The 26,219-nt window shown below is 68.0% G+C and carries 23 protein-coding genes; 14 read left to right on the forward strand and 9 right to left on the reverse strand.

Annotated elements, in window-relative coordinates; all coding sequences use genetic code 11:
- Window positions 1–42 precede the first annotated feature (42 nt).
- The 13 genes from LVY72_RS08965 to LVY72_RS09025 all read left to right on the forward strand — a co-directional run bounded on the left by LVY72_RS08965 (window position 43) and on the right by LVY72_RS09025 (window position 13,524).
- Window positions 43–1,938, forward strand: a complete 1,896-nt coding sequence (locus LVY72_RS08965) for an HNH endonuclease signature motif containing protein (protein ID WP_237819970.1) — start codon at window positions 43–45, stop codon at window positions 1,936–1,938.
- A gap of 110 nt (window positions 1,939–2,048) precedes the next feature.
- The gene (locus LVY72_RS08970; protein WP_237819973.1) at window positions 2,049–2,771 is read left to right on the forward strand and encodes an HAD hydrolase-like protein; all 723 of its coding nucleotides are present in this window, start codon (window positions 2,049–2,051) and stop codon (window positions 2,769–2,771) included.
- Window positions 2,772–2,774: 3 nt separating this feature from the next.
- Entirely contained in the window at window positions 2,775–3,443 is a 669-nt protein-coding gene (locus LVY72_RS08975; RefSeq protein ID WP_237819975.1) for a lysophospholipid acyltransferase family protein, read from the forward strand.
- Window positions 3,444–3,496: 53 nt separating this feature from the next.
- Complete coding sequence (gene uvrC, locus LVY72_RS08980; RefSeq protein ID WP_237819977.1) at window positions 3,497–5,497, forward strand: excinuclease ABC subunit UvrC; 2,001 nt, start codon at window positions 3,497–3,499, stop codon at window positions 5,495–5,497.
- Window positions 5,498–5,565: 68 nt separating this feature from the next.
- A complete protein-coding gene (rapZ, locus tag LVY72_RS08985; RefSeq protein WP_237819979.1) occupies window positions 5,566–6,465 on the forward strand; it encodes an RNase adapter RapZ in 900 nt (299 codons plus the stop codon).
- Window positions 6,465–7,514, forward strand: coding sequence for a gluconeogenesis factor YvcK family protein (locus LVY72_RS08990; protein ID WP_237819981.1), 1,050 nt, complete (start codon window positions 6,465–6,467; stop codon window positions 7,512–7,514). The genes rapZ and LVY72_RS08990 overlap by 1 nt, the downstream gene beginning before the upstream one ends.
- Window positions 7,515–7,552: 38 nt before the next feature.
- The gene (whiA, locus tag LVY72_RS08995) at window positions 7,553–8,533 is read left to right on the forward strand and encodes a DNA-binding protein WhiA (protein ID WP_237819984.1); all 981 of its coding nucleotides are present in this window, start codon (window positions 7,553–7,555) and stop codon (window positions 8,531–8,533) included.
- 290 nt (window positions 8,534–8,823) lie between these two features.
- Window positions 8,824–9,453 (forward strand): superoxide dismutase, encoded by a 630-nt coding sequence (locus LVY72_RS09000; protein ID WP_237819986.1) that lies wholly within the window; start codon window positions 8,824–8,826, stop codon window positions 9,451–9,453.
- Window positions 9,454–9,589: 136 nt separating this feature from the next.
- Entirely contained in the window at window positions 9,590–10,597 is a 1,008-nt protein-coding gene (gap, locus tag LVY72_RS09005) for a type I glyceraldehyde-3-phosphate dehydrogenase (RefSeq protein ID WP_237819988.1), read from the forward strand.
- 39 nt (window positions 10,598–10,636) lie between these two features.
- The gene (locus tag LVY72_RS09010) at window positions 10,637–11,878 is read left to right on the forward strand and encodes a phosphoglycerate kinase (RefSeq protein ID WP_237819990.1); all 1,242 of its coding nucleotides are present in this window, start codon (window positions 10,637–10,639) and stop codon (window positions 11,876–11,878) included.
- Window positions 11,879–11,883: 5 nt separating this feature from the next.
- Entirely contained in the window at window positions 11,884–12,699 is an 816-nt protein-coding gene (tpiA, locus tag LVY72_RS09015; protein WP_237819993.1) for a triose-phosphate isomerase, read from the forward strand.
- A gap of 55 nt (window positions 12,700–12,754) precedes the next feature.
- Entirely contained in the window at window positions 12,755–13,006 is a 252-nt protein-coding gene (gene secG / locus LVY72_RS09020; RefSeq protein ID WP_237819995.1) for a preprotein translocase subunit SecG, read from the forward strand.
- Between the two features lie 137 nt (window positions 13,007–13,143).
- Complete coding sequence (locus LVY72_RS09025; RefSeq protein WP_237819997.1) at window positions 13,144–13,524, forward strand: RNA polymerase-binding protein RbpA; 381 nt, start codon at window positions 13,144–13,146, stop codon at window positions 13,522–13,524.
- Window positions 13,525–13,679: 155 nt separating this feature from the next.
- On the opposite strand, the gene pgl is transcribed toward LVY72_RS09025, so the two are convergent.
- The 6 genes from pgl to tkt are packed head-to-tail and all read right to left on the reverse strand — an operon-like array spanning window position 13,680 to window position 21,878.
- Entirely contained in the window at window positions 13,680–14,483 is an 804-nt protein-coding gene (gene pgl / locus LVY72_RS09030; protein ID WP_237819999.1) for a 6-phosphogluconolactonase, read from the reverse strand.
- Window positions 14,484–14,487: 4 nt separating this feature from the next.
- On the reverse strand, window positions 14,488–15,429 hold the full coding sequence (locus tag LVY72_RS09035; RefSeq protein WP_237820001.1) for a glucose-6-phosphate dehydrogenase assembly protein OpcA: 942 nt from the start codon (window positions 15,427–15,429) through the stop codon (window positions 14,488–14,490).
- The gene (gene zwf / locus LVY72_RS09040) at window positions 15,426–16,988 is read right to left on the reverse strand and encodes a glucose-6-phosphate dehydrogenase (protein ID WP_237820002.1); all 1,563 of its coding nucleotides are present in this window, start codon (window positions 16,986–16,988) and stop codon (window positions 15,426–15,428) included. Before zwf ends, LVY72_RS09035 begins: the two co-directional genes overlap by 4 nt.
- 11 nt (window positions 16,989–16,999) lie before the next feature.
- The gene (locus LVY72_RS09045; protein ID WP_237820004.1) at window positions 17,000–18,628 is read right to left on the reverse strand and encodes a phosphoglucose isomerase-related protein; all 1,629 of its coding nucleotides are present in this window, start codon (window positions 18,626–18,628) and stop codon (window positions 17,000–17,002) included.
- Window positions 18,629–18,634: 6 nt separating this feature from the next.
- On the reverse strand, window positions 18,635–19,750 hold the full coding sequence (tal, locus tag LVY72_RS09050) for a transaldolase (RefSeq protein ID WP_237820006.1): 1,116 nt from the start codon (window positions 19,748–19,750) through the stop codon (window positions 18,635–18,637).
- A 13-nt stretch (window positions 19,751–19,763) separates the two neighbouring features.
- Window positions 19,764–21,878 carry a transketolase gene (tkt, locus tag LVY72_RS09055; protein WP_237820008.1) on the reverse strand — a complete coding sequence of 705 codons (2,115 nt, stop codon included), beginning with the start codon at window positions 21,876–21,878 and terminating at the stop codon, window positions 19,764–19,766.
- Between the two features lie 371 nt (window positions 21,879–22,249).
- On the opposite strand from tkt, the gene LVY72_RS09060 reads away from it, so the two are divergent.
- Window positions 22,250–23,197: a heme o synthase gene (locus tag LVY72_RS09060; protein ID WP_372463687.1), complete on the forward strand. Its 948-nt coding sequence runs from the start codon at window positions 22,250–22,252 to the stop codon at window positions 23,195–23,197.
- Window positions 23,198–23,511: 314 nt separating this feature from the next.
- Here LVY72_RS09060 and LVY72_RS09065 read toward each other — a convergent pair whose 3' ends face one another.
- From LVY72_RS09065 to LVY72_RS09075, 3 genes are read right to left on the reverse strand one after another with little or no spacing between them, the layout of a single operon-like run.
- Window positions 23,512–24,465, reverse strand: coding sequence for a COX15/CtaA family protein (locus LVY72_RS09065; protein ID WP_237820012.1), 954 nt, complete (start codon window positions 24,463–24,465; stop codon window positions 23,512–23,514).
- Between the two features lie 5 nt (window positions 24,466–24,470).
- Complete coding sequence (locus LVY72_RS09070) at window positions 24,471–25,214, reverse strand: ABC transporter permease (RefSeq protein ID WP_237820014.1); 744 nt, start codon at window positions 25,212–25,214, stop codon at window positions 24,471–24,473.
- Entirely contained in the window at window positions 25,211–26,161 is a 951-nt protein-coding gene (locus LVY72_RS09075) for an ABC transporter ATP-binding protein (RefSeq protein WP_237820016.1), read from the reverse strand. Before LVY72_RS09075 ends, LVY72_RS09070 begins: the two co-directional genes overlap by 4 nt.
- Window positions 26,162–26,219 lie beyond the last annotated feature (58 nt).

Here is a 26,219-nt window from a genome sequence, read left to right on the forward strand (position 1 = left end):
CAGACTCTGGCATTCGAACATATATTCGAATATGATCGGTGTATGGCAGCGCGGCCGCAGGAACCCGAGTTCCCTGAACCGGCATCCGATACGGGTGCTGCCGAGGCCATGTCCCAGCCTCCGGCGGCACCGGACCGGGTGCCGGTGGAACCCGACTGGGCCGCGCTGCTGCCGCCCGACCCGGACCCGGACTGGGCAAAGGACAGGGCCTGGGTCGAGTTCATTCCCGTCCTGATTGATCCCGAGGACCGGATGGCGGATCCTTACGGGGACCTGTTGGCCGCAGGCGCTGCTGCGGGCAGTTGGGATGACCTGCCCGAGGACGACGAAGATGAGTGGGAGCCGGAACCTGAGCCGGAGCCGGGAGCGCCACCGGACCCCCGTGGGCTGCTTCCGGTGGATGCTGCGGGTCCGGTGCCTCCCTTCGAGATGGCGTACGACGAAGCCGTTGACGGGCTGGCCGCAGTACGGCGGGCCCAGGCTTGGCTGGAGGCCCGGCAGGCACGGCTGCTGGTGCGGCTGCACACCCTGGCGCTGGAGGACTGTCCGGCCGCTGCGGCGCCTGAGGGCAGCGACGGGATGGCCGGGCCGACCGATGCGCTGGCCGTGGCAGCGGTGGCGGAGGAAGCCGCGGCTGTGCTGCGCATCCCGCGCCGGGCGGCAGCCGAGGCTGTGGAGGCGGCCCGCCGCCTGACCGGGGAGTTCAAGGCCACCTTTGCCGCATTGGAGGCCGGAGACATCACGGATGCCCAGGCGTCCGTCATCATCGACCAGGCGCGTTCGCTGCCCGCAGCCGCCCGTCCCGGATTCGAGGCCGAACTGCTGTGCATCGGCTCCTTGCTGCACAGGCAGGCCCTGTCCGACAAAGCGCGCAGGCTGCGCGAGATGAGCCATCCTGAATCCATCGCAGCACGCCGTGCGGCTTCCGAGGCCAGCCGCTGTGTGGAACTTCGTCCGATGGAGGACGGCATGGCCTGGTTCGGGTGCTATTTGCCCGCTGAGCAGGCCGTCGCGGCGTTCAACCGCATCCAGGATATCGCCCTGAGTCTGAAGTCGAAGACGGAATCGCGCACGTTGACGCAACTGCGGGCCGACGCCGCGGTCGGCCTCCTGCTCACCGGGGTTGCCCCGGCCGGGGATTCCCCGCAGGATGCCGGCCGCGCGCTGCCTGGGTTGGGCCACGGCATTGCCGCCCAGGTGGTCATTACAGTGCCGATGCTCAGCCTGCTCGGCGTGGACGCAGCGCCGGCGGACCTGCAGGGTTATGGCCCGGTCCCGGCCGTCGTCGCAGCACGCCTCGCCGCCGGGGCACCGTCCTTGGCCAGGCTCCTGACGGACCCCGTGGACGGTGCCCCGCTGGCGCTGGACCGCACCGTTTACCGTCCGACGGCGGCCCAGCGCCGCTGGCTGGCCGCAGTCCACCCGCACTGCACCTTCTTCGGCTGCCGGCGCAGCACACGGGACTGCGATTTCGACCACGTCGTCCCTTGGAGCGCCGGCCGGGGAAGCACCAACACCGGCAACCTGGGGCCTGTCTGCCGCGGACATCACCGGCTCAAGACCGCCGGGCTGTGGGCCGCAGCGAGGCCGCCCGGCGAAGGCGCCGCCACGGTGTGGACCTCGCCGGCCGGGCGGACCTACACCAGCGAACCGGAACCGTTGGCCGCAACGCCGCCCGAGGGACTTTCGACCCTGCTGGAACGCCTCGAGGTCCGGGATCTGAACGAGAAGCTCCGTGCTGCGTATCAGCGGCGCCGAAGCAATGGCCGCATGGCCGGCGGCAGGCCCGCCGGGGGAGCGGCAGCCGGCGGGCCGGCTGGACTCCATGGCGGAGCACGTCCCGCTGCCGGGACGGCGCCGGGGTACGGCCCGAATCCTTCCGTGGAGCGGACAGCCGACCCGCCGCCGGATCTCTCGACGGAACCGCCGCCGTTCTGAACCGGCAGCCGTTCTGATCCGGCAGCCGATCAGCGGCCCGGTCCTTCCAGTGCATGTCCAGTTCGGCATGTATGTCCGGGAATGCCTGCGTGATGTGGAAAAATGCCTTGGTGACTTCATTTCCGGCCTTGGTACTCTTCGATCTCGACGGCACGCTCGTAGACCCGGCCGGATCGATCACCGGAGGCATCAGCCGGGCGCTGTCCGCGGCCGGACTGCCGGTCCCGCCGCCGCCGGTCCTCGGCTCGATGGTCGGCCCACCGCTCGGACACTCGCTGCGCGCGCTGGCCGGCGTGCCGGATGAACGGGTAGCCGAAGTTATCGGCCTCTACCGTGCGGAATACCGGGAACGCGGGATGGCAGAGAGCAGGATCTATCCCGGGATCGAGGAACTCCTGCAGCGTTTGCGCGGCCGCGGCTTCCGGCTGTCGGTGGCAACCCAGAAGCCGGAGCCGATCGCCGCAGAGCTGCTCCGTGTCCAGGGCCTGGCGGGATACTTCGACGATCTGCACGGCGCCGGATTCGATGATCCGCAGGACCCGGCGGCCGCCGGCCTGGGCAAGGTCCCGATTGTCGGTGCGGCGCTGGCCGCCGGTGCTGCCGCTGCCGGCACAGCCGCCCTGCAGGTTCCGGCCGTTATGGTCGGGGACCGGCACTTCGATGTTGCGGCCGCTGTCCAGCACGGCATTCCGGCGCTGGGCGCGGCGTGGGGTTTTGCCGCTGCCGGCGAGCTGGAAGCGGCCGGCGCCGCCGCCGTCGTACATTCAGCAGAAGACTTGGAGGAACATTTGATGCAGCTGGTGGCAGGTATCCCGGCGGGCGCGGGCCGCTAGACGATGGAGTTTTTTGAATTCACCCGCGCCGCGTTCCGCACCACGATCAAAGGCCTGTGCCGTCCCACCGTCGAGGGCCTGGAGAATTTCCCCAAGCACGGGCCGGTTATCGTTGCCCCGAATCACCAGTCGTTCCTGGACAGCATCATCGTCCAAGCGCTGATGCCGCGGAAGGTCGCCTTCTTCGCCAAGGCCGAGTACTTCACGGCCAAGGGCCCCAAGGGCATGTTCTCGCGCTGGTTCTTCAGCAGCGTGGGCTCGATCCCGGTGGAACGCGGCGAACAGGCGGCCAGCGTGGCGGCGCTGCAGACGGCGCTGGAGGTGCTCGAGCGCAACGAGGCGTTCGGCATCTACCCGGAGGGAACGCGGTCGCGGGACGGGCTGCTCTACCGGGGCCGTACCGGCGTCGGCTGGCTGGCGCTGACTACCGGCGCCCCGGTGCTGCCCGTGGGACTGATCGGCACCGACAAGCTGCAGCCGGCGGACAGCATGGCCATCAAGCCGCAGCACTTCACCATGAAGGTCGGCGCGCCGCTGTACTTCGATAAAGTGGGAGCAGACCACTCCCTGCCGGCCCGCCGAGCGGCCACGGACAAGATCATGGATGCGATCGCCGAACTCAGCGGCCAGGAGCGGGCCAGCACCTACAACCAGACGAAGTCCACGGAATAATTCCACCGACCAACCTACCAACAGCAGCGAACACCAGGAACAGAAGATCAGCAATGGCGGACCCTACCAGCTACCGCCCGCGGACCGGCGAGATCCCCACCAATCCCGGCGTCTACCGGTTCCGGGACGAGCACAAGCGCGTGATCTACGTGGGCAAGGCCAAGAACCTGCGCTCCCGGCTGACCAGCTACTTCGCCTCGCCGGCCACGCTGCAGCCGAAAACCCGGACCATGGTGCACACCGCGGCCTCGGTGGAATGGACCGTGGTGGGCAGCGAACTGGAGGCCATCCAGCTCGAATACACCTGGATCAAGGAATTCTCGCCACGGTTCAACATCATGTTCCGGGACGACAAGTCCTACCCGTACCTGGCCGTGACGATGTCCGAGAAGTTCCCGCGGGTGCAGGTGATGCGGGGTGAGCGGCGCAAGGGGACCAAATACTTTGGTCCGTTCTATCCGGCCAAGGCCATCCGCGAAACGGTGGACACGCTGCTGCGCGTTTTCCCGGTGCGGACCTGCAGCAACGGTGTCTTCAACCGGGCGGTCGCTACCGGACGGCCTTGCCTGCTCGGCTACATCGACAAGTGCTCGGCACCGTGCGTCGGCAGGATTTCCCCCGAGGACCATAAGGCGCTGGCCGCGGAATTCTGCGCCTTCATGGGCGGAGAGGCCGGCCGCTTCATCAGCGCGCTGGAAAAGAAGATGGCCGCCGCAGTGGCCGAACTGGACTATGAGGCCGCCGCCCGCTACCGGGACGACATCGCCGCGCTGAAGCGGGTCTTCGAGCGCAACGCCGTGGTGTTGTCCGAAGACACAGATGCCGATGTGTTCGCCATGTCCGAGGATGAACTCGAGGCAGCGGTCCAGGTCTTCCATGTACGCGGCGGACGGATCCGCGGCCAGCGCGGCTGGGTGGTGGAAAAGGTCGAGGACCAAACCCGGGCCGACTTCATCGAGCACCTCCTCCAGCAGGTCTACGGCGACGGCGAGGGGCCGGACCGGATTCCGCGCCAGGTGCTGCTGCCGGCCGAGCCGGAGAACGCTGCAGAACTCGAGGAGTGGCTGCGCGGGTTGCGGGGGAGCCGGATGGAAATCCGCGTGCCCAAACGCGGAGACAAGGCAGCGCTGTTGGCTACGGTGCAGGAGAACGCGGACCAGGCGCTGGCCCTGCACAAAAGCCGCCGGGCCGGGGACATCACCACCCGCTCGGCCGGGCTCCAGCAGCTGCAGGACGCGCTGGGGCTGCCCGTGGCGCTGCTGCGGATCGAGTGCTATGACATTTCCCACGTCCAGGGCACCAATGTGGTGGCCTCGATGGTGGTGGTGGAGGACGGGCTGCCGAAGAAGTCGGACTACCGGCGCTTCTCGATCACCGGGGACGCGGCCCGGGACGACACGGCGTCCATGTACGACGTGATCAGCCGCCGGTTCCGCAATTATCTGGCTGACCAGGCGGCCGCGAAGCAGCCCGCGCCGGCGGACTCCGCCGGCGCGGCTTCGGAAGTCCTGGCCGACACCACCACGCCGGCGCCGCGGACCAAGTTCGCCTACCCGCCGAACCTCGTCGTTGTCGACGGCGGGCCGCCGCAGGTGGCGGCGGCCTCCCGGGCACTGGCCGACCTGGGCATCAGCGACATCTACGTGGTGGGTCTGGCCAAGCGGCTGGAGGAGGTGTGGCTACCGGACGACGAGTTTCCGGTGATCCTGCCGCGTTCCTCGGAGGGGCTGTACCTGCTGCAGCGTGTCCGTGACGAGGCGCACCGCTTCGCCATCAGCTACCACCGGCAGAAGCGCGGCAAGTCCATGACCGTGTCCCTGCTGGACGAAATCCAGGGCCTGGGCCCGGCCAAGAGCAAGGCCCTGCTGAAGCATTTCGGGTCCGCCAAGCGGCTCAAGGCCGCCGGCGTGGAGGACCTGCAGCAGGTGCCGGGCATCGGTCCTGCCCTGGCGGTCTCGATCCGAAGCCAGTTGGACGCCGCGTCCGCGGGCGATGGGGCTGGCGGACAGGCTCCTGCGGTGAACATGACCACCGGCGAAATCCTGGAATCTTAGTTAAGCTGGAGGCTGGCCGGCGCACGGGAACGCGTCCCGCTGCCCAAGGACCTGGACAGGAAGGCTACATGTCGACGGAAGAGGATTTCATGCCGCTCAAGCCGGCGGAATCCGAACTGCTGGTGGTTACCGGGATGTCCGGCGCTGGACGGACCACCGCCGCCCACGCGCTGGAGGACCACGGCTGGTACGTGGTGGACAACCTGCCGCCCCAGATGCTGGGTACCCTGGCCGAGCTGATGGCACGGATGCCGGACGCGCTGCCGCGGCTGGCCGTGGTGATCGACGTGCGCAGCCAGGCGCTGTTCCGCGACATCCAGGACGCCATGCACGGCCTGGCAGCCAGCGCGGTCAACCACCGCGTGCTGTTCCTGGACGCCTCCGACGAGGTGCTGGTGCGCCGCTTCGAGCAGGGCCGCCGGCCGCATCCGCTCCAGGGCGGGGGCCGGATTTCGGATGGCATCCGCGCCGAGCGCCGGCTGCTGGCGGCGCTCAAGGATTCCGCGGACCTGGTGCTGGACACCTCGGACATGAACGTGCATTCCCTGGCCACCAACGTCACCGAGCTGTTTTCCGACGACGGGCCGATCATCCTGCGCCTGAACGTGATGAGTTTCGGTTTCAAGTACGGATTGCCGGTGGACGCGAACTATGTGGCGGACGTCCGCTTCATCCCGAATCCGCACTGGGTGCCGGCGCTGCGGCCGCACACGGGCTTGGAAAAGCAGGTCAGCGATTTCGTGCTGGTCGAATCCGGCGCCGCAGAGTTCGTCAAGCGCTATGTCTATGCTCTGGAGCCGGTCCTCGAAGGCTACCGGCAGGAGAATAAGCACTACGCCACCCTCGCTATCGGCTGTACCGGTGGCAAGCACCGCTCGGTGGCGGTGGCGGAGGAACTGGCCAAGCGCCTGGCCCAGTTGCCGAGGGTCAAGGTCACGGTGACCCACCGTGACCTGGGACGCGAGTAGTGGCGTTGCTGACCGGCTCGCTGCCGCGGATTCCGTTGCCCCAGCCCTCGGGTGCGGGCGGCAGGTTCAAGGAGCCGCCGTCGGTGGTGGCCCTGGGTGGCGGACACGGGCTGTCCGCCTCGCTGGCCGCGCTGCGGCTGCTGACGTCGGAGCTGACCGCCGTGGTGACCGTGGCCGACGACGGCGGATCCTCCGGCCGTCTGCGGCGCGAGCTGGGCGTGCTGCCGCCGGGGGACCTGCGGATGGCGCTGGCTGCCCTGTGCGACGACACCGAGTGGGGTCGGACCTGGCGCGATGTCATGCAGCACCGGTTCAAGTCGGCCGAACCGACCGAAGCCAGCCTGGACAACCATGCCCTGGGAAACCTGCTGATCGTCACGCTCTGGGAGCTGCTGGGCAATCCGGTGGCCGGCCTGCAGTGGGCCGGTGCCTTGCTCGGTGCCCGCGGCCAGGTGCTGCCGATGGCGACGGTCCCGCTGACTATCGAGGGGGACGTTTTTACCGAGACCGCCGATGGCCGGCTGCGCACCGAGACCATCACCGGCCAGTCCAAGCTGGCCGCGGCCGGCAAGAACTGCCGCGTCCACGATATCCGGCTGATCCCGGCCGATGCCCCGGCCTGCGGCGAGGCACTGGAGGCCATCGAATTGTCCGACTGGGTGATCCTGGGCCCGGGCTCCTGGTACACGTCGGTGCTGCCGCATTTGATGCTGCCGCAGCTGCGGGAGGCCCTGTGCCGAACGACGGCCCGGCGGGTACTGACCATGAACCTGGCCACCGACACCAAGGAAACCTCCGGGATGACCGCGGCGGACCATCTGGACGTGGTCCGGCGCTACGCCCCGGAGATGCGCTTCGACTTCGTCCTGGCCGATCCCGGGGCGGTGGAGGACCGGGACCGCTTCCGGCAGGCAGCGGCCGCGCTCGGCGCGCGGGTGGTGTTCGGTAGAGTAGGTACCTTGGGCGGGGCTCCCGTCCATGACCCGCTGCGGCTCGCAGCGGCCTACCACGACATCTTCGGGGGCAACGAAGAACATGCGGACGCATGAGCCACCGAAGCAGGCATTGAGCAAGTAAGGACTGGTTGATGGCGCTGACGGCAGCAGTCAAGGATGAGCTTTCCCGCCTGGAGATCAGGAAGTCGTCGGTACGTAAGGCCGAAGTATCCGCGATGCTCCGCTTTGCCGGCGGACTGCACATTATCTCGGGACGCATCGTCATCGAGGCCGAAGTCGACCTGACCGCTACCGCACGGCGCCTGCGCACCGCCATCGCCGAAGTCTACGGCCACAACAGCGAGATCATCGTGGTCTCCGGCGGGGGCCTGCGCCGCGGCAACCGCTACGTGGTCCGCGTGGTGCGCGACGGCGAGTCGCTGGCCCGGCAGACGGGCCTGCTGGACGCCCGGGGCCGGCCGGTGCGCGGGCTTCCCTCCGTGGTGGTCAACGGGTCCGCCGCCGACGCCGAGGCGGTCTGGCGCGGCGCCTTCCTGGCCCACGGCTCGCTCACCGAACCGGGGCGTTCCTCGTCATTGGAGGTAACCTGCCCCGGTCCCGAGGCGGCACTGGCCCTGGTGGGGGCCGCCCGGCGGCTCGGGATCACCGCGAAAGCCCGGGAGGTGCGCGGGGTGGACCGGGTGGTGATCCGCGACGGGGACACCATCGCGGCCCTGCTGACCCGGATGGGCGCCCATGATGCGCTGATGGTCTGGGAAGAGCGCCGGATGCGCAAGGAGGTCCGTGCCACGGCCAACCGGCTGGCCAATTTCGACGATGCGAACCTGCGCCGTTCCGCCCAGGCCGCCGTCGCCGCCGGGGCACGTGTGGAACGGGCACTGGAGATCCTGGGCGAGGACGTGCCCGAGCACCTGCGCTACGCGGGCGAGCTGCGGGTGGGCCACAAGCAGGCCAGCCTGGATGAACTGGGTCGGCTGGCGGACCCGCCCATGACGAAGGACGCCATCGCCGGACGGATCCGGCGCCTGCTGGCGATGGCGGACAAGCGGGCGGCGGAGCTGGGGATCGCCGGCACGGAGGCCAGCGTGACGCCCGACATGCTGGACGGCTGACGGACGCCTGGACGGCCGCGGTCCCGTCTGCGTTTGGCTGCTTCGCGCCGTTCAGCCGTACGCGACGGGCCCGTGGCGCCGACTTGGCGCGGGGCCCTCGGCCGTTAGCGTCTACCGGCCTCCCGCGGCTCGCTTCGCTCGCGGCGGGGCCCTCGGCCGTTAGACTGAGGACTACCTGGGTCCGGCCCGGGATGGGCCGTTGACGGCCAGTGGCAAGCTTCCGGGCGGAACCGCCGCCCGGATGATCAATCCGAAGGCCGCCTTGGCGGCTGGAATCTACGGAGGGTTTCGTGACGAAGTACGAACTGCCTGATCTGCCTTACGATTACGCGGCTCTGGAGCCGCACATCTCCGCCCGCATTATGGAGCTGCACCACGACAAGCACCACGCTGCCTACGTGACCGGGGCCAACGCCGCCCTGGAGAAGATGGCCGAAGCCCGGTCCAACGGCGACGCCGCCTCGGCGGCCAAGCTGTCCAAGGACCTGCAGTTCAACCTGGGCGGCCACATCAACCACTCCATCTTCTGGAACAACCTCTCTCCGGACGGCGGCGACAAGCCCACCGGCGAGCTGGCGGCGGCCCTGGACGAGTTCTTCGGCTCCTTCGACAACTTCCGCGGCCACTTCACCGGTGCGGCCACCACCATCCAGGGCTCCGGCTGGGCGATCCTGGCCTACGAACCGATCGGTGGGAACCTGGTCATCGAGCAGATGTATGACCAGCAGAACGGCGTGCCGGTGGCCACCACCCCGCTGCTGCAGCTGGACATGTGGGAGCACGCCTTCTACCTCGACTACCAGAATGTCAAGGCCGACTACGTCAAGGCCTTCTGGAACATCGTGAACTGGGCCGACGTTCAGGCCCGCTTCGACGCCGCCCGCGCCGGTGCCGCTGCACTGATCACCCCGGGCCGGTAGCCACCGCCCCACGGGCCTTCTTTGGGCCTAAGATGTTGGCTGGAAGGCGTGCCGCGATGCCTGAACGGCATACGGCTGCCTTCCAGCCGGCAAAGTCCGACGCAAGCTATCCGCCTACCCAAGGAGATAGATTCAAGTGGCTATTCGTGTTGGAATCAACGGGTTCGGGCGCATCGGACGAAATTTCTTCCGCGCCGCTCTGGCCCAGCAAGCGGATCTGGACATTGTCGCCGTTAACGACCTGACGGATGCGGCGACCCTGGCCCACCTGCTTAAGTACGACAGCATCATGGGACGCCTGTCCGAGCACGTCGAAACCAAGGACGGAAACATCGTCGTCGGCGGCGCCGTGGTCCAGGTGCTCGCGGAACGGGATCCGGCCAATCTGCCGTGGAAGAAGCTCGGCGTGGACATCGTGATCGAATCCACCGGCTTCTTCACCAAGGCTGCCGATGCCAGGAAGCACCTGGACGCCGGCGCGAAGAAGGTACTGATCTCCGCCCCGGCCAAGGACGAGGACATCACCATCGTGATGGGCGTCAATGACGCCGACTATGATCCTGCGGCCCACCACATCATTTCCAACGCCTCCTGCACCACCAACTGCCTGGCCCCGCTGGCCAAGGTGCTCAACGACAGCTTCGGCATCGAGCACGGCCTGATGACCACTGTGCACGCCTACACGGCGGACCAGAACCTGCAGGACGGTCCGCACCGGGACCTGCGCCGGGCCCGCGCCGCGGCGCTGAGCATCATCCCGACCACCACCGGGGCGGCCAAGGCCATCGGCCTGGTGCTGCCGGAACTGAAGGGCAAGCTCGACGGCTTCGCCCTGCGCGTGCCGGTGCCCACCGGGTCCATTACGGACCTCAGCGTCACAGTGGGACGCCAGGTTACCGTGGACGAGGTCAACGAGGCATACCGCACGGCCGCTGCGCAGGAGCGCTGGGCGGGCATCCTGGCCTACGCCGAGGCCCCGATCGTCTCCGCCGACATCGTCACCGATCCGGCGTCGTGCACCTTCGACTCGGGCCTGACGAAAGTCATCGGCAACGAAGTCAAGGTGCTTGCGTGGTATGACAATGAGTGGGGCTATTCCAACCGGCTGGTCGATCTGGCCGAATTGGTAGCAACGAAACTTTAACCACGCTTAATCCAGGTCCACCCGCGGCTAAAGGAAGATATGACTGCACACGCTCTCGATGAACTGCTGGCCGACGGCGTCCAGGGACGCTACGTCTTGGTCCGCTCGGATCTGAATGTCCCGCTGGACGGGGAAGTCCCGTCCCTGAAGGTGGCCGACGACGGCCGGATCCAGGCGTCGCTGCCGGTGATCCGCCGGCTCGCCGAAGCCGGTGCGCGGGTCCTCGTGATGGCCCATCTGGGCCGGCCCAAGGGCGCCCCGGAGGAACGGTACTCGCTCCGTCCCGCCTACCAGCGGCTCAAGGAACTGGCAACGTTCACCGTGAAGGCCGCCGACGACACCGTCGGCGAGAGCGCCCGGAGCCTGGCGGCCGGACTGGCCGACGGCGAGGTGCTGGTGCTGGAGAACGTGCGCTTCGATCCCCGCGAGACCAGCAAGGACGACGCCGAACGCGAGGCATTCGCCGCCGAACTCGCCGCCCTGACCGGGGACAACGGCGCCTTCGTGGACGATGCGTTCGGCGCCGTGCACCGCAAGCATGCGAGCGTGTTCGACATTGCAGCCAAGCTGCCCGCCTACCAGGGGGACCTGGTCCGCACCGAGGTCGAGGTGCTGAACCGGCTGACCGACGTGCCGCAGCGGCCGTACGTCGTGGTCCTGGGCGGTTCGAAGGTCTCGGACAAGCTGGCCGTGATCGAGAACCTGATGGGCAAGGCTGACTTCATCCTGGTCGGCGGCGGCATGGTCTTCACTTTCCTCGCCGCGCAGGGCTACAAGGTGGGCTCGAGCCTGCTGGAGGAGGACCAGCTGGACACGGTCCGCGGCTACCTGGCCCGGGCCAAGGAAGCCGGCTGCACCTTCGTGCTGCCCACCGACATCGTGGTGGCGGAGAAGTTCGCCGCCGACGCGGCGCACGAGGTCGTGCCGGCGAATGACATGGAGTCCTCCAGCTTCGGGGCGTCGGGCATCGGCCTCGACATCGGTCCCGCCTCGCAGGAGGTTTTCGCCCAGCAGATCCACTCGGCCAACACCGTCTTCTGGAACGGTCCGATGGGCGTCTTCGAATTCGACGCATTCGCCGAGGGCACCCGGGCTGTGGCCAAGGCGCTTACCGGCAGCGAAGGGTTCACCGTCGTCGGCGGCGGCGACTCGGCCGCGGCCGTGCGCGCCCTCGGGTTCGACGACGACGCCTTTGGGCACATTTCCACCGGGGGCGGTGCCAGCCTCGAATACCTCGAGGGCAAGGCCCTGCCCGGCCTGACTGCGCTGGATCGGGGTTGAGCCGCATGACGACCTCGACCAACGGCAAGTTCGACCGCACCCCGCTGATCGCCGGTAACTGGAAGATGAACATGGACCATGTCCAGGCCATCACCCTGCTGCAGAAGCTTGAGTGGACCCTCAGCGATGCCCGCCACGATTTCAGCCGGGTGGAGGTGGCGGTGTTCCCGCCCTTCACCGACCTGCGCGGCGTGCAGACCCTCGTGCAGGGGGACGACCTGAAGGTGGCCTACGGGGGCCAGGACCTTTCCCAGCACGACTCCGGTGCCTATACCGGGGACATCTCCGGCCAGTTCCTCGCCCGGCTCGGCTGCCGCTACGTGCTGGTCGGCCACTCCGAGCGCCGGACCATCCACGGCGAGACGGACGAAGTCCTGAACGCCAAGGTGCAGGCTGCCTACCGCCACGGCCTGGTACCGGTGCTCTGCGTTGGTGAGGGGCTTGAGGTCCGCCAGGCTGGCAACCACGTGCAGCACACGCTGGCCCAGGTCCGCGCCGACCTCGAGGGCCTGCCAGCCGATCAGGTTGACCGGCTGGTCATCGCGTACGAGCCGGTCTGGGCCATCGGCACCGGCGAGGTGGCCGGTCCAGCCGACGCGCAGGAGATGTGCGCGGCGATCCGCGCCGAGATCGCCGCACTGTACGGCGACGGCGTAGCGGCGGGGGTGCGCCTGCTGTACGGCGGATCGGTCAAAGCTGCCAACGCCGCGGCCATCCTCAACGAACGTGATGTGGACGGCGTCCTGGTCGGCGGCGCCAGCCTGGATGTGGCCGAATTTGCTAACATTGTCAGGTTTGAACACCACCTGCTGACCAACTGATTCCGCCCCCGGAGACAAGCGTCTGCCGGGGGACACACTTGTATGAAAGGCCAATGTGGACGCTCTGAAGATCGCCCTGCAAATTGTGCTGGGCATCACCAGCCTGCTGCTGACCCTGCTGATCCTGCTGCACAAGGGCCGCGGCGGCGGTATGTCAGACATGTTCGGCGGCGGCATGAGCTCCAGCCTTGGGTCCTCCGGCGTGGCGGAGCGGAACCTCAACCGCTTCACCGTAATCCTCGGCCTGACCTGGGGTGCGGTGATCGTGGCACTGGGAGTGATCATGCGCTTTAGTGGTGAATCCTAGAAGATCTGAGCGCTTCGGCGCGTGAAAAGGCCGGCCGTGTTTCTGCGAAACACGGCCGGCCTTTTGCCGTGGTGGCCCGGTGCCCGGGCGGCTAAGCTGGTGTGCGGCAGGACGTACGTTTATCAATGGAGATGAACATGGCTAATGCATCCAATCCCTTCCGCGGCATCCGCATCGGATCCACGTCCGGCGCAGGCATGGCCGGCTGGCAGGCCGAGACGGGCCGCCTGCCGGTGGGGGTCCACAAGGTTGCGGTCACCTACCGCTGCCCGCAGGGCCATGAGACCACACCGGTCTTTGCGGATTTGGCCGAGGAGGAGATCCCGGAATGCTGGGACTGCCCGCGCTGCGGACGGACCGGAAGCCGGCATCTCGATGCTGCCTACGCCGGCACCCGGGCTGAACCGTACAAGAGCCATCTGGACTATGCCAAGGAACGGCGCACTCCCGCCGAGGCGGAGGAAGTGCTGGCCCGGGCCTTGGGGGAGCTGCGGCGCAGCAGAGGCGAAACCAGCTAGCGCCGAGGGCCCCGCCGCGAGCGAAGCGAGCGGTGGGAAGGCGCGACGCGCTAGCCGTTCGCAGCCTCCCCGCACGCTTCGCGCACGGGGACCCCTTCCTGCTCTCTTGGACACCGCCGCGAGCGGTTGGACGTGGGACGCCCGCTGCGGGCTTGCTAGTGCTCCTCGTCCCGGTCGTTACTGCCGCCATCGAGCAGGGAACCGGGCACCTCGGCCGCGGCGGCCTCATCGAGTAGCCAGAGCGTCTTGCGCTGAGCTCGTGCCCCGGCAGCGGGAACTTGGACCGGGGATGCACCGGCCAGGGCCAGGCCGACGGCACCGGCCTTGTCGTTGCCGCCCACTACCAGCCAGATTTCGGCCGCTGAATTGATGGCGTCCAGGGTCAGCGAGACGCGTTCCGGCGGCGGCTTGGGGGAGTCGCGCACGGCCACAACGCTGCGGCCGGTCTCGCGGATGCCTGCCATCTCGGGAAAGAGCGAGGCGATGTGGGCGTCCGGGCCCATGCCCAGCAGGAGCACATCGAAGCGAGGCACCTGCCCCGGCAGGTACGGCGAAACGGGCGTGTTCTCCGCCTGCGCAGCCTGCCGCAGTTCTTCGGCGTAGGCTTGGGCAGCCGCGTCCACATCGGCGAACTCGTCCGCAGCGCCGGCCGGATGCACCCGCACCGGGTCCACGTCCAGTTGCTCCAGCAGGGCCTGGCGTGCCTGCTGCTCGTTCCGGTCCGGGCTGTCCTTGGGAACGAAGCGTTCGTCGCCCCACCAGAAGTTCACCCGCCGCCAGTCGACGCTGTCCTGCTTCCCGGAGGCCGCCACCGCGGCCAAGGTCGCGATGCCCAAGGTTCCGCCGGTGAGCACGACCGTCGCCTCACCGCGTGCGGCCTGGACGGTGGTCAGCTTGGTGAGCAGCCGGATGGCGGCTGCCTCGGCCAGCGCGGCCGGGTCTGCATGAATGCTGATCATCGGCTCATCGTTCACTGCGCCGAACGCTCCTTAGGTTGGTCTGGGGCAGTCCCTCGGTGATGACCTCGCCGAATACCTCGTCCGGGTCGAGCCGGCGCAGTTCCTCCGCCAGACATTCGGCCAGGCTGCGGCGCGGCAGCGTGATCCGCTGCAGCGGCTGCCCAGGCAGGATGAGTTCGGCGACCGTTTGGCCGGGACGCAGGATGCGCACGTCGCCGGCCGGGCGTACCAGGCGTACCCCCCGGATCCCGGTGCCCGCAGCTTCTTCGATGATGGTCACCGGGGCGTTCAGGGCCAAGGTAAGCCAGGCCGCCAGCAGGACCGTGCTCGGTGAGTCCGCCGCGCCCTCGACCGCGACCGAGACCACGGGGGAATAGTCCACTTGGTCCAGTGCGGCGGCCAACTGGATCCGCCAGTTGGTGAGCCTGGTCCAGGCTAGGTCCGTGTCTCCGGCGGCATAGACTGAGGAGAGCTTCTCCAGCGCCAGTTTGGGCTCCGGCTCGTTGTTGGAGTCCGTGATGCGCCGGGTGGCGATCCGGCCGACGGAGGTCCGTGAGGCCGAGTCCGGCATGCCGTGCGGCCACCAGGCAACGATCGGGGCGTCCGGCAGCAGCAGCGCGGCAACCAACGACTCGCTCTCCCGGGCCAACTGCCCGCAGCCGTACAACACGATGATCTCGGCCGCGCCGGCTTCCCCGCCGAGCCGGATTTGGGCGTCCAGCCGCGTCGGCTGGTCCGCGCCGCAGTCCACCAGCACGATGATGCGGCAGGGGTGCTCCCGGCTGGCGGTGTTCGCGGCCCGGACCGCATCCTCTTCGAAGCCTGACTGGGTAACGATCACCAAGGTCAGCACGCGGCCGAGGGTGAAGACGCCGTTGCGTTCACGGACGGTCACGAGTTCCTTGGAGACCTTGGAGGTGGTGGTGTCCTTCAGGTCTACAATCACGGCCTTCTCCAGCTGCGTCCGTCACGGGCAAGTAGTTCGTCGGCGGACGCCGGCCCCCAACTGCCGGGCGCATAGGGCTCCGGCCGGGTGCCGCTGCGGCTCCAGTAATCTTCGAACGGATCCAGGATCTTCCAGGACAGTTCCACCTCCTGGTGCCGCGGGAACAGCGGGGGTTCGCCCAGCAGCACGTCCAGGATCAGCCGTTCATAGGCTTCCGGACTGGATTCGGTAAAGGCATGGCCATAGCCGAAGTCCATGGTCACGTCCCGGACCTCCATTTGGGTGCCCGGTACCTTGGAGCCGAACCGGATGGTTGCCCCTTCGTCCGGCTGGACCCGGATCACGACGGCATTCTGTCCGGTTTCATCGTCACCATGGTCGCGGAAGAGCAGATTGGGTGCGCGCTTGAGCACGACGGCGATTTCCGTCACCCTGCGTCCGAGCCGCTTGCCCGCCCGCAGGTAGAACGGCACGCCCGCCCAGCGCCGGGTATGGATGTCCAGGCGCAAGGCGGCAAAGGTCTCGGTAATCGAGTCCGGGTTGAAGCCCTCTTCCTCCAGGAAGCCCTTGACCTTTTCCCCGCCCTGCCAGCCGCCGGTGTACTGCCCGCGCGCCGAATGGGTGGACAAATCCTCGGGCAACCTGACTGCGGCCAGCACCTTCTCCTTCTCGGCCCGCAGGTCCTCGGCGTTGAAGGAGATCGGCTCCTCCATCGCGGTCAGGGCCAGCAGTTGCAGGAGGTGGTTCTGGATCACGTCCCGGGCCGCGCCGACGCCGTCGTAGTACCCGGCGCGCCCACCGATGCCGATGTCCTCGGCCATGGTGATCTGGACATGGTCGACGAAGTTCGAATTCCAGAGCGGTTCGAACAGCTGGTTGGCAAAGCGCAGCGCCAGGATGTTCTGCACCGTCTCCTTGCCCAGGTAGTGGTCGATGCGGAACACCGAGTCCGGCGGGAAGACGGACTCCACGATGGCGTTCAGCTCCCGGGCCGAAGCCAGGTCGTGCCCGAACGGCTTCTCGATCACCACCCGACGCCAGCGGCGCCGCGTCCCTTCCGTGCCCGGTTCGGCCTGTGCCAGCCCGTGCTTGGAGAGCTGCTGGCAGACCTGTTCGAAGTCCTTCGGCGGGATGGACAGGTAGAAGGCATGGTTGCCCTGCGTGCCGCGCTTGGCATCCAGTTCATCCACGGTGTCCTTCAACCGGGCGAACGCCTGGTCGTCGCCGAATTCGCCCTGGACAAAGCGGATGCCCTCGGAGAGCTGTTCCCACACCTCTTCGCGGAACGGGGTGCGGGCATACTGCATCACCGAGGCCTTCACCTCGGCGGCGAAGTCCTGGTCCTCCCACTCCCGGCGGGCGAAGCCGACCAAGGCAAAGCTCGGCGGCAGCAGTCCCCGGTTGGCCAGGTCGTACACCGCCGGCATGAGCTTCTTGCGCGACAGGTCCCCGGTGACGCCGAACAGTACCAGCGAACAGGGGCCGGCAATCCGGTTCAGCCGGCGGTCGCGTGGATCACGCAGCGGGTTGGGGCGCCGCGCGTTGAAAGTATCTGGCATCGCTGTGCTACTTATCCTTTACCGCCGAGCCGGGCCACGGTCTCGCCTAACTGCCTGGTGCCGGCGCGGCGGTCAGTCAGATGGAGCCTGACGACCGGGCGTCCGTGGTCCGCCAGGACCTGTGCATCACCGGCAGCCTGTGCCGTGATCAGCTGGCCGAGGCTGAACGGGCGGTCGGGCACCTGCAGGTCGGTGGCGGAATCCGCGGTGATCTGCAGGTAGGAGCCGACCGCTGGTCCGCCCTTATGGAACTGCCCGGTCGAATGCAGGAACCGAGGGCCCCAGCCGAAGGTGACCGGGCGGTGCGCCAGCTTCGCCAGCTGCGGGCGCAGGCCGGCAAGTTCGGCCTGGCCGAAACGATCCAGATAGGCCTGCACGCTGAGGTAGCCGTTCGGCGCGAGGGTGCGGAGCAGGGTTCGCAGCGCCTCCTCCAAGGTTTCCGCGCCGTCGAGCAGCTGCGCGTCCGCGATCACCTGTACCGCGCCGTCGGTAAAAGCCGGGGCCTGCGTTTCGGGGCGGGCCTCCAGCAGTCCTCGGGCGGCGACCTTGGCCGCTTCGACATCGGGCTGGTCGAAGGGGTTGATGCCCAACAGGCGCCCGGCCACCACGGTGGCATATTCCCACAGCAGCAACTGGCTGCCCAAGCTGCCGGAAACAACGACCTGGTTAGCGCCGGATTCCACCGACTGGAGCTCGGCAGTGGGGGAGCACAGCCGCACCAGCAGGACATCCGGTTCGTTCCAGCTGGTTTCCGGATCCCCCGCATTCGCCACCACGGGCAGCAGGCCGGTGCCGGACTTGCCGGTGGACTCGGCGACCAGCTGCTCGGCCCAGTCGGCGAAGCCAACGATGCCCGAACCCTCGTCGATGATCACCACCTTGTCCCGAAGCGGCGACGTGCCTCCCAGCACGGCGCCCAAGGCCAGTCCGATGTTCTCCGGGGCATCATCGGCAAGGATCTCCGCGGCTTCCTCGGCGTCGTCGAGCAGGGCCTCGATGTCGACGCCGGCCAGGCCGGTGGGTACCAGGCCGAAGGCGGTCAGCGCCGAATACCGGCCGCCGACGTTCGGATCCGCGTTGAACACCGCCCGGTACCCGGCCTCGCGGGAGGCTTGGTCCATCGGTGAGCCCGGATCCGTGACCACGATGATCCGCGAAGCGGCGTCGAGGCCGGCGGCCGTGAAGGCCTGTTCGAAAATGCGCCGCTGCGAGTCGGTCTCCACCGTCGAGCCGGACTTGGACGAGACCACCAGGGCGGTCTCGTCCAGCCGTTCGACCAGCGCGGCGGCAACCTGCTCCGGATCCGTGCTGTCCAGCACGGTCAGCTCCACGCCGGCTGTGTTGGCAATCACCTCGGGCGCCAGCGAGGACCCGCCCATGCCTGCGAGTACGATCCGGCTGACGCCGTCGGCCCGCAGTTCATCGCGCAGCTGCAGGATCTGTCCGACCAGCGGGCGCGATACCTCGGCGGCCTCGACCCAGCCGAGGCGGATGGCCGCCTCGGACTCGGCCGCCGGCCCCCAAAGGGTTCGGTCCTTGGCGGCGATGCGGGACGCTACCTTGTCCGCAACCAGTGTGCCGATATGTACCTCAACCGCGGTGCGCGCGGCACCTGATGCCTCGAAGGACAGCGAACCCATACGTTGTCAGGCCTTTCCTGCGTTGTCCAATGCGCTCTGGACAGTGCCGAGCAGCTGGTTCCAGCTGACGACGAACTTGTCCAGGCCTTCTTCCTCCAGCTTTTCGACGACGTCGGAGTACGCGATGCCCTGCGCAGCCACGGCGTCGAGAAGCTTGTTGGCTTCATCATAGGTGCCCGAGATGGTGTCGCCGGTGATTTCGCCGTGATCCGCCACGGCCTCCAAGGTCTTCTGCGGCATGGTGTTGACCACGCCGGGGGCCACGAGGCTGGTGACGTAGAGGGTGTCCGGGTAGGAAGGGTCCTTCACACCGGTGGAGGCCCAGAGCGGCCGCTGCGGCCTGGCCCCGGCGGCGGCCAGCACCTGCCAGCGCTCGGTGTCGAACTGCTCTTCGTAGATCTGGTAGGCCAGCCGGGCATTGGCGATGCCGGCCTGGCCCTTGAGCGCCAGCGCCTCGTCGGTGCCGATGGCGTCCAGGCGCTGGTCGATCTCGGTGTCCACGCGGGAGACGAAGAAGGAGGCGACCGAGTGGATTTCGGACAGGTTGTGCCCGTTTTCCTTGGCCTGTTCCAGGCCGGTCATAAAAGCGTTGATGACGGCGCGGTAGCGCTCCAGCGAGAAGATCAGGGTCACGTTGACGCTGATACCGGCGGCCAGGGTGGCCGTGATGGCTTCCAGACCCTCGACGGTGGCCGGGATCTTGATGAAGACGTTCGGCCGGTTGATGACCTCGGACAGATGCTTGGCTTCGTACAATGTGCCGGCTGCATCCCGGGCCAGCCGCGGGTCCACCTCGATCGAGACCCTGCCGTCGACGCCGTCGGTGCCCAAGGCGATTTCGGCGAACAGGTCGCATGCCTCGGACACGTCCTCGGTGGTGATCGCGAAGACGGCGTCCTGGACGTCCGCGTCCCGGGCCACCAGGTGCTTGACCTGGGTGACGTAGGCGTCGCACTCCTTGAGCGCGGCGGCAAAGATCGTCGGGTTGGTGGTGACGCCGACGACGTTGTTTTCCTTCATCAGCGTCTGCAGCGACCCAGAGGTGATGCGGTCGCGGGAGAGGTCATCGAGCCAGATCGAGACGCCGGCGTCGGACAGGGCCTGGGTGTTCTTGTTGGACATGAAACGCTCCTTGCTAAACCTGGGTAGTGTGGGCGATCGATTCGCGGGCGGCTTCGATGACGGCTTCGGTGGTGAGGCCGAATTCGCGGAACAGGGTCTTGTAGTCCGCCGAGGCGCCGTAGTGCTCCAGGGACACGGCGCGGCCGGCGTCGCCGAGCAGGCGGTGCCAGGACTGGGCTGTGCCGGCCTCGACGCTGACGCGGGCCCTGACGGCCGCGGGCAGCACGGATTCGCGGTAGGCGGCATCCTGGCGGTCGAACCATTCCAGGCAGGGCACCGAGACCACGCGGGTGGGGATGCCGTCGGCCTGCAGGGCCTGGCGGGCCTCCACGGCCAGCTGCACCTCGGAACCGGTGGCCAGCAGGATCACCTGAGGTGCGGTCGCGGTGCCGCCGTCCTGCGCCTCGGCGAGCACGTAGGCGCCCTTGGCAACGTTCGAGGCATCGGCGAAACCGTCCTGGCCGCGTTCGAACACCGGCAGGTTCTGCCGGGTCAGCACGATGCCGGCCGGGTGTTCATGGTTCTCCAGGATGGTCTTCCAGGCGTAGGCAGTCTCGTTGGCATCCGCGGGGCGGACGACGTCCAGGCCCGGGATGGCGCGCAGGGCCGAGAGCTGTTCCACCGGCTGGTGGGTCGGTCCGTCCTCGCCCAGGCCGATCGAGTCATGCGTCCAGACGTAGATCGAGGGCACGCCCATCAGCGCCGAGAGCCGGATGGCCGGTCGCTGGTAGTCGGAGAAGATCAGGAAGGTGCCCGAGAACGCGCGGGTCTTCGAGGAGAGCACGATGCCGTTGACGATCGAGGCCGCTGCGTGTTCGCGGATGCCGAAGTGCAGCACCCGGCCGTAGGGGTTGCCCGACCAGGCCTTGGTCTGGCGCGAGGCGGGGATGAACGAGGGTGCACCCTCGATGGTGGTGTTGTTGGACTCGGCCAGGTCCGCCGAGCCGCCCCAGAGCTCGGGCAGCACCGGGCCGATCGCATTGAGGACCTTGCCCGAGGCGGCCCGGGTCGACAGATCCTTTTCGGTGCCGAACACGGGCAGCGACTGCTCCCAGCCGGCGGGCAGTTCGAACTTCTGCACCCGGTCCAGCAGCGCGGCGTTCTCCGGGTTGGCCTCCCGCCAGGCGTTGTAGGACTTGTCCCACTCGGCACGCGCGGCGGCCCCGCGGTCCGCCACCAGCCGGGCGTGCTCGAGGACCTCGTCGGCGATCTCGAAGCTTTGGTGCGGGTCGAAGCCGAGGCGTTCCTTCAGCGCGGCGACCTCGTCCTTGCCCAGGGCCGAGCCGTGGATCTTGCCGGTGTTCTGCTTGTTCGGCGCCGGCCAGCCGATGATGGTGCGCAGCGAGATGATCGAGGGCCGGCCGGTCTCGGCCTTCGCCGCGGCCAGGGCCTCATACAGTTCCTGGACGTCTTCGACGTACTCGCCGGTCCTGGTCCAGTCCACCCGCTGGGTGTGCCAGCCGTACGCCTCGTACCGCTTGAGCACGTCCTCGGTAAAGGAGATGTCGGTGTCGTCCTCGATCGAGATGTGGTTCTCGTCGTAGAGCACCACCAGGTTGCCCAGTTCCTGGTGTCCGGCCAGCGAGGACGCCTCCGAGGTGACGCCCTCCTGCAGATCCCCGTCCGAGGCGATGACCCAGACGGTGTGGTCGAACGGGCTGGTGCCCGCCGCGGCGTCGGGATCGTACAGGCCGCGGGTGCGCCGCTGCGCGTAGGCGAAGCCGACGGCGGAGGCCAGGCCCTGGCCCAGCGGACCGGTGGTGATCTCCACCCCCGGGGTATGCCCGTACTCCGGGTGGCCCGGGGTCAGCGAACCCCAGGTCCGCAGCGCCTTCAGGTCCTTCAACTGCAGCCCGTAGCCGGAAAGGAACAGCTGCAGGTACAGGGTCAGCGACGTGTGCCCGGGGGAGAGAATGAACCGGTCCCGGCCGATCCACTCCGGATCCACCGGATCATGGCGCATCAGCTTCTGGAACAACAGGTACGCCGCCGGCGCCAGGCTCATCGCCGTGCCCGGATGTCCGTTACCCACCTTCTCCACCGCATCGGCCGCCAGCACGCGGATGGTGTCCACCGCCCGCGCATCCAGCTCCGACCAGGACAGTTGCGCTTCTTCCTCTTGTGGCACTTCCAGGGCCCCTCTCAGATCATTCGGCCAGCAGGACTGCAGTGAATCCGGGTCAGCGCCCAGGCGGCTGCTGCTGTATTCGAATTTCGCCATGTTCTATGCGGCCGCCACGGTTTGCGCGGCGCTCAAGTCCACCATAGCGCGTGGGCGCGCCCGAGGCTGCTGTCAGGCAGCCAATTCCGATGCCGTGCCGGCAGCGCGGTGGCCCAGTCCGCCCGCGTGGCTCTCCGCACAGCCGGTGGAGGCGGGATTTCTACGGCGCATAGAGCGTATGATGGTGGTGCGCGCCCCTTCCCCAGGCCGCGCCGCCTTAAGGCCCAGCATCGCTGCTGGCCATGACCTCGTCACCCGCAGAACTGAGTGGTATTCCATTGAACATCCAGAGCGCCCCGGCACAGTTGGCCGAAGCCCCGGGTAGTCCCGGTTTCTCACGCAAGCTCAAAGCCTATGTGGCGCTCACCAAACCGCGGGTCATCGAACTGCTGCTGGTCACCACGCTGCCCACGATGATTTTCGCTCAGCGCGGCTTCCCGGACCTCGGACTGATCGTGGCCACGATGATCGGCGGCGCCTTCGCCGCCGGTTCCGCCGGTGCCTTCAACTGCTATATCGACCGGGACATGGACAAGCTGATGCACCGGACGGAGAACCGTCCGCTGGTCACCGGCGAGGTCACCCCGCGGCAGGCACTGGTCTTCGCCTGGCTGCTCGGCATTCTCTCCATTGCCATCCTCTGGTTTGGGGCCAACCCGCTGGCGGGCGTGCTGGGGGTCGGGGCCATCTTCTTCTATGTGGTCATCTACACCCTGATCCTCAAGCGCCGCACCGCCCAGAACATCATCTGGGGCGGGGCTGCCGGCTGCTTCCCGGTGCTGATTGCCTGGGCCGCGGTCGCGAACACGGTCGAGTGGCCGGCCATCATCCTGTTCATGGTGATTTTCCTCTGGACGCCGCCGCACTACTGGCCGCTGTCCATGAAGTACAGCGACGACTACAACGCGGCCAACGTACCGATGCTCGGGGCCATCGCCGGTGCCCGGGTAGTGGCCACCCAGGTGGTGCTGTACGGCTGGGCCACCGTCGCGTGTTCGCTGCTGCTGGTGCCGGTGGGCGGCGCGGGGTGGACCTACACCATTGCCGCCGTGCTCAGCGGCGGTTGGTTCCTGTACGAGTCCCACCTGCTGTACAACCGCGCCAAGGCCGGCGAGGTGGCCAACAAGGTGGCCATGCGCGTGTTCCATGGCTCAATCAGCTACCTGACGGTCCTCTTCTTGGCCCTGGCCGTGGATCCCTTCATCGGCGGGCCTCTCTTCAGCTAGGTCTGCCTGGTTAGGCCAGAGATGCCAGGCCCGCCGCCCTCCGGGCAGCGGGCCTTTCTGGTACCAAGGACGCGCGGGGCACAAAGTTCCGCATCCAGTGCGCGCGGAATCCATCAACCTCTGGCTGAGTGTGCGTGAAGCCTGCGTTCCGGCCCCGAAACGTGGGCTTCACGCACACTCAACGTTTATTAGGTGACTGGGGGGGGCGGGCCGTTCCGGACGTGGCTCGGGACACGAACGCCGTCGTCGGTTGCCCGACGACGGCGCTCTACTTTGCCCTACGGCGGCCGGCCCTGTTCCGGCCGGTTATCGCCTTAGTGCCGCTCAGCCGCGAGCGGCTGGTGGGTGGTTCCCACGTAGATGACGTGGGTAGCCGCGGCGGCCAGCAGCGAGGCCCCGAGCATGTGCATGCCCACCAGCAGGATGGGCAGCCCGGTGAAGTGCTGGATGTAGCCGATGAGTCCCTGCACCGCAATGGCCGCAGCAAAAAGCACCATCGGGCGGCGTAGCTGGGTGAGCTCCCGGTTGCGCAGGACCATGACCAGCAGCACGACGGTGCAGGCCACCAGCAGGTACACGGGCAGGGCATGTGCGCGGGTGGTCAGGTCCGGATCCAGTCCGTTGCGGGGCGCGTTGGCGTCCCCGGCATGTGGGCCGGAGCCGGTGACGACCACGCCAAGCACGATCGCGACAGCGCTGAGCACACCGCTGGTCCAGAGCAGTTGCCGCACGCCGGATGTGCCGCGTGCCGGCACCCTGGCCGCGGCGGCGTCGTTGGTCAGCCACGCCCGGTGGACGAGCACGGTGGCGGTGGCGATCATGGCCATGGAGACGACGAAATGGGAGCCCACTACCCACGGGTTCAGGTGCGTCCAGACCGTAATGCCGCCGATGACCGCCTGCGCGGGAATGCCCAGCAGCAGCGCAAGCGCGAGGCCGAAGAGGTCCTTGCGCTCCCGGCGCATGTTCCAGACGGAGACCAGCATGGCGACCGCGATGACGCCCAGGACGAAGGTCAGCGTCCGGTTGCCGAACTCGATGATGCCGTGGATGCCCATTTCATGCGTGGCGACCAGGGATTCGGGCGTGCACTTGGGCCAGGTGGGGCAGCCCAGACCGGAGGCCGTCAGCCTCACGGCGCCGCCGGTGACGACGATGAGGATCTCGGAAACCAGCGAGGCCACGGCCAGGGCCCGGACGGCCTTCGTGGGTTCGGCCGGGAGCCGTCGGACGGAGTCGCGCAGGCGCGCTGTGGGTGTTGCAGACATGGTGTTCAGCTCCATTTGAACCAGCGGATGGCGGCCATGCTGGCCAGCACGGTCCAGACCAGCAGGATGACGGATGCGAGGGGATTGAACTGTGCGTCGATCAGCGCGCTGCGCAGGGCGTCGCCCAAGGCGGTCGAAGGCAGCAGGTGGGCCACCGGTTCGTACACGTCCGGCCAGCTGGTAGTCGGAAAGAGGATGCCGCCGGCAGCGGCGAGCAGGACCCACAGCAGGTTCGTGATAGCCAACGTAGCTTCCGGCCTGACCGTGCCGGCGATCAGCAGCCCCAGCGAGGTGAAGGCCGCAGCCCCCAGCACGAGCTGGACCAGGGCCGGCAGCAGCCCGCCGGGAGCAGGCTGCCAGCCCAGCAGCAGGGCGGTGCCGCCGACGACGACGACCTGGATGGCCATCACCGTCAGGACCGCGATGATCTTGCCCAGGATCAGCCCGCTCTGGCCAAGCGGCGTGGTGGACAGGAAGCGCAGGACGCCGTAGCGGCGGTCGAAGCCGGTGGCGATGCCCTGGCCGGTCAGGGCCGTGGACACGGTACACAGCGCCAGCACGCCCGGCGCGGCCAGATCGATCCTGCTGTCGGTGAAGGTATCCAGCAGGGGAGTGACGACCAGGCCCACCAGCGCCATCAGCGGCAGGATGATGGCGATCAGCAACTGTTCGCCATTGCGCAGCATGGCCAGGGTCTCGTAGCGGCCCTGCAGCAGGACCCGGCGGGCGAGCGTAGCCGGTGCGCTCATCTCAATTCCTTTCCAGAGATGTCCAGGAAGACATCCTCCAGCGACCGCGGCGCCATGTGGATGGCCGAGGGCATCACGGACTTCTCCGCCCAGGCGGCCGCCAGGGCCTGCAGATGGACGGGGCCCAGGGGCCCGGACAGGCTGTAGCGGCCCGGGACGGATTCGCTGACCTCGAGCCCGGCCACCGGCGGAAAGTCCAGCCCGGGGGCGGCGTCGAAGGTCAGCAGTCGGTCCACGCCGGCGCTGGTGTCCGTCGCGGCGGTCAGTTCGGGCACGGTGCCGTGCAGCACCGTCCGTCCGGCGTCGATGATGAAGACATAGTCGGCCAGCCGCTGTGCATCGTCCATCAGGTGCGTGGTCAGGATGATGCCCAGCCCCTCCCGGCGCAGCTCCTGGATCAGTTCGAACACCACGGAGCGGGACTGTGGATCGAGGCCGGCGCTTGGTTCGTCGAGGAAGAGGACCTCGGGATTGCCCACCAGCGCGGCGGCCATGGCCACGCGCTGCTTCTGGCCGCCGGACAGCCGGCGGATGGGGGTGTTCGCGAAGGTATTGATGCCCAGCCGCTCCACGAGGTCGTCTACGTTCCGCGGGTGCGAGTACATGCCGGCCACGTGGCGCAGCAGCGGCACCGGCCGGACGGCCTGGGGCAGGCCGCCTTCCTGGAGCATGACGCCGACCCGGCTGCGCAGCTGCGCCCCGGCCTGGAACGGTTCCTGACCCAGCAGGCGCACGGTGCCGCCGGTGGGCTTGAGCAGGCCTTGGGCGCAGGCCAGGGTGGTGGTCTTGCCTGCGCCGTTGGGCCCCAGCAGGGCGGTGACTTCGCCGGGGTAGGCGCGCAGATGGACGCCGGCCAGCACGCGGACCATCTTGTTGTCCAAGGCCTCAACCGGGCCCAGGTCTTTCACAAGCCCCTGGATGTCGAGGCAGGGTTCCGATTTAGGCACCGGACCATTCTACGTCACTTGCTTCTACGCCACGTAGAAGCAGCGCCCCTCCCGCTAA

The sequence above is a fragment of the Arthrobacter hankyongi genome (assembly GCF_022012395.1).
In the GTDB taxonomy this organism is placed as follows: domain Bacteria; phylum Actinomycetota; class Actinomycetes; order Actinomycetales; family Micrococcaceae; genus Crystallibacter; species Crystallibacter hankyongi.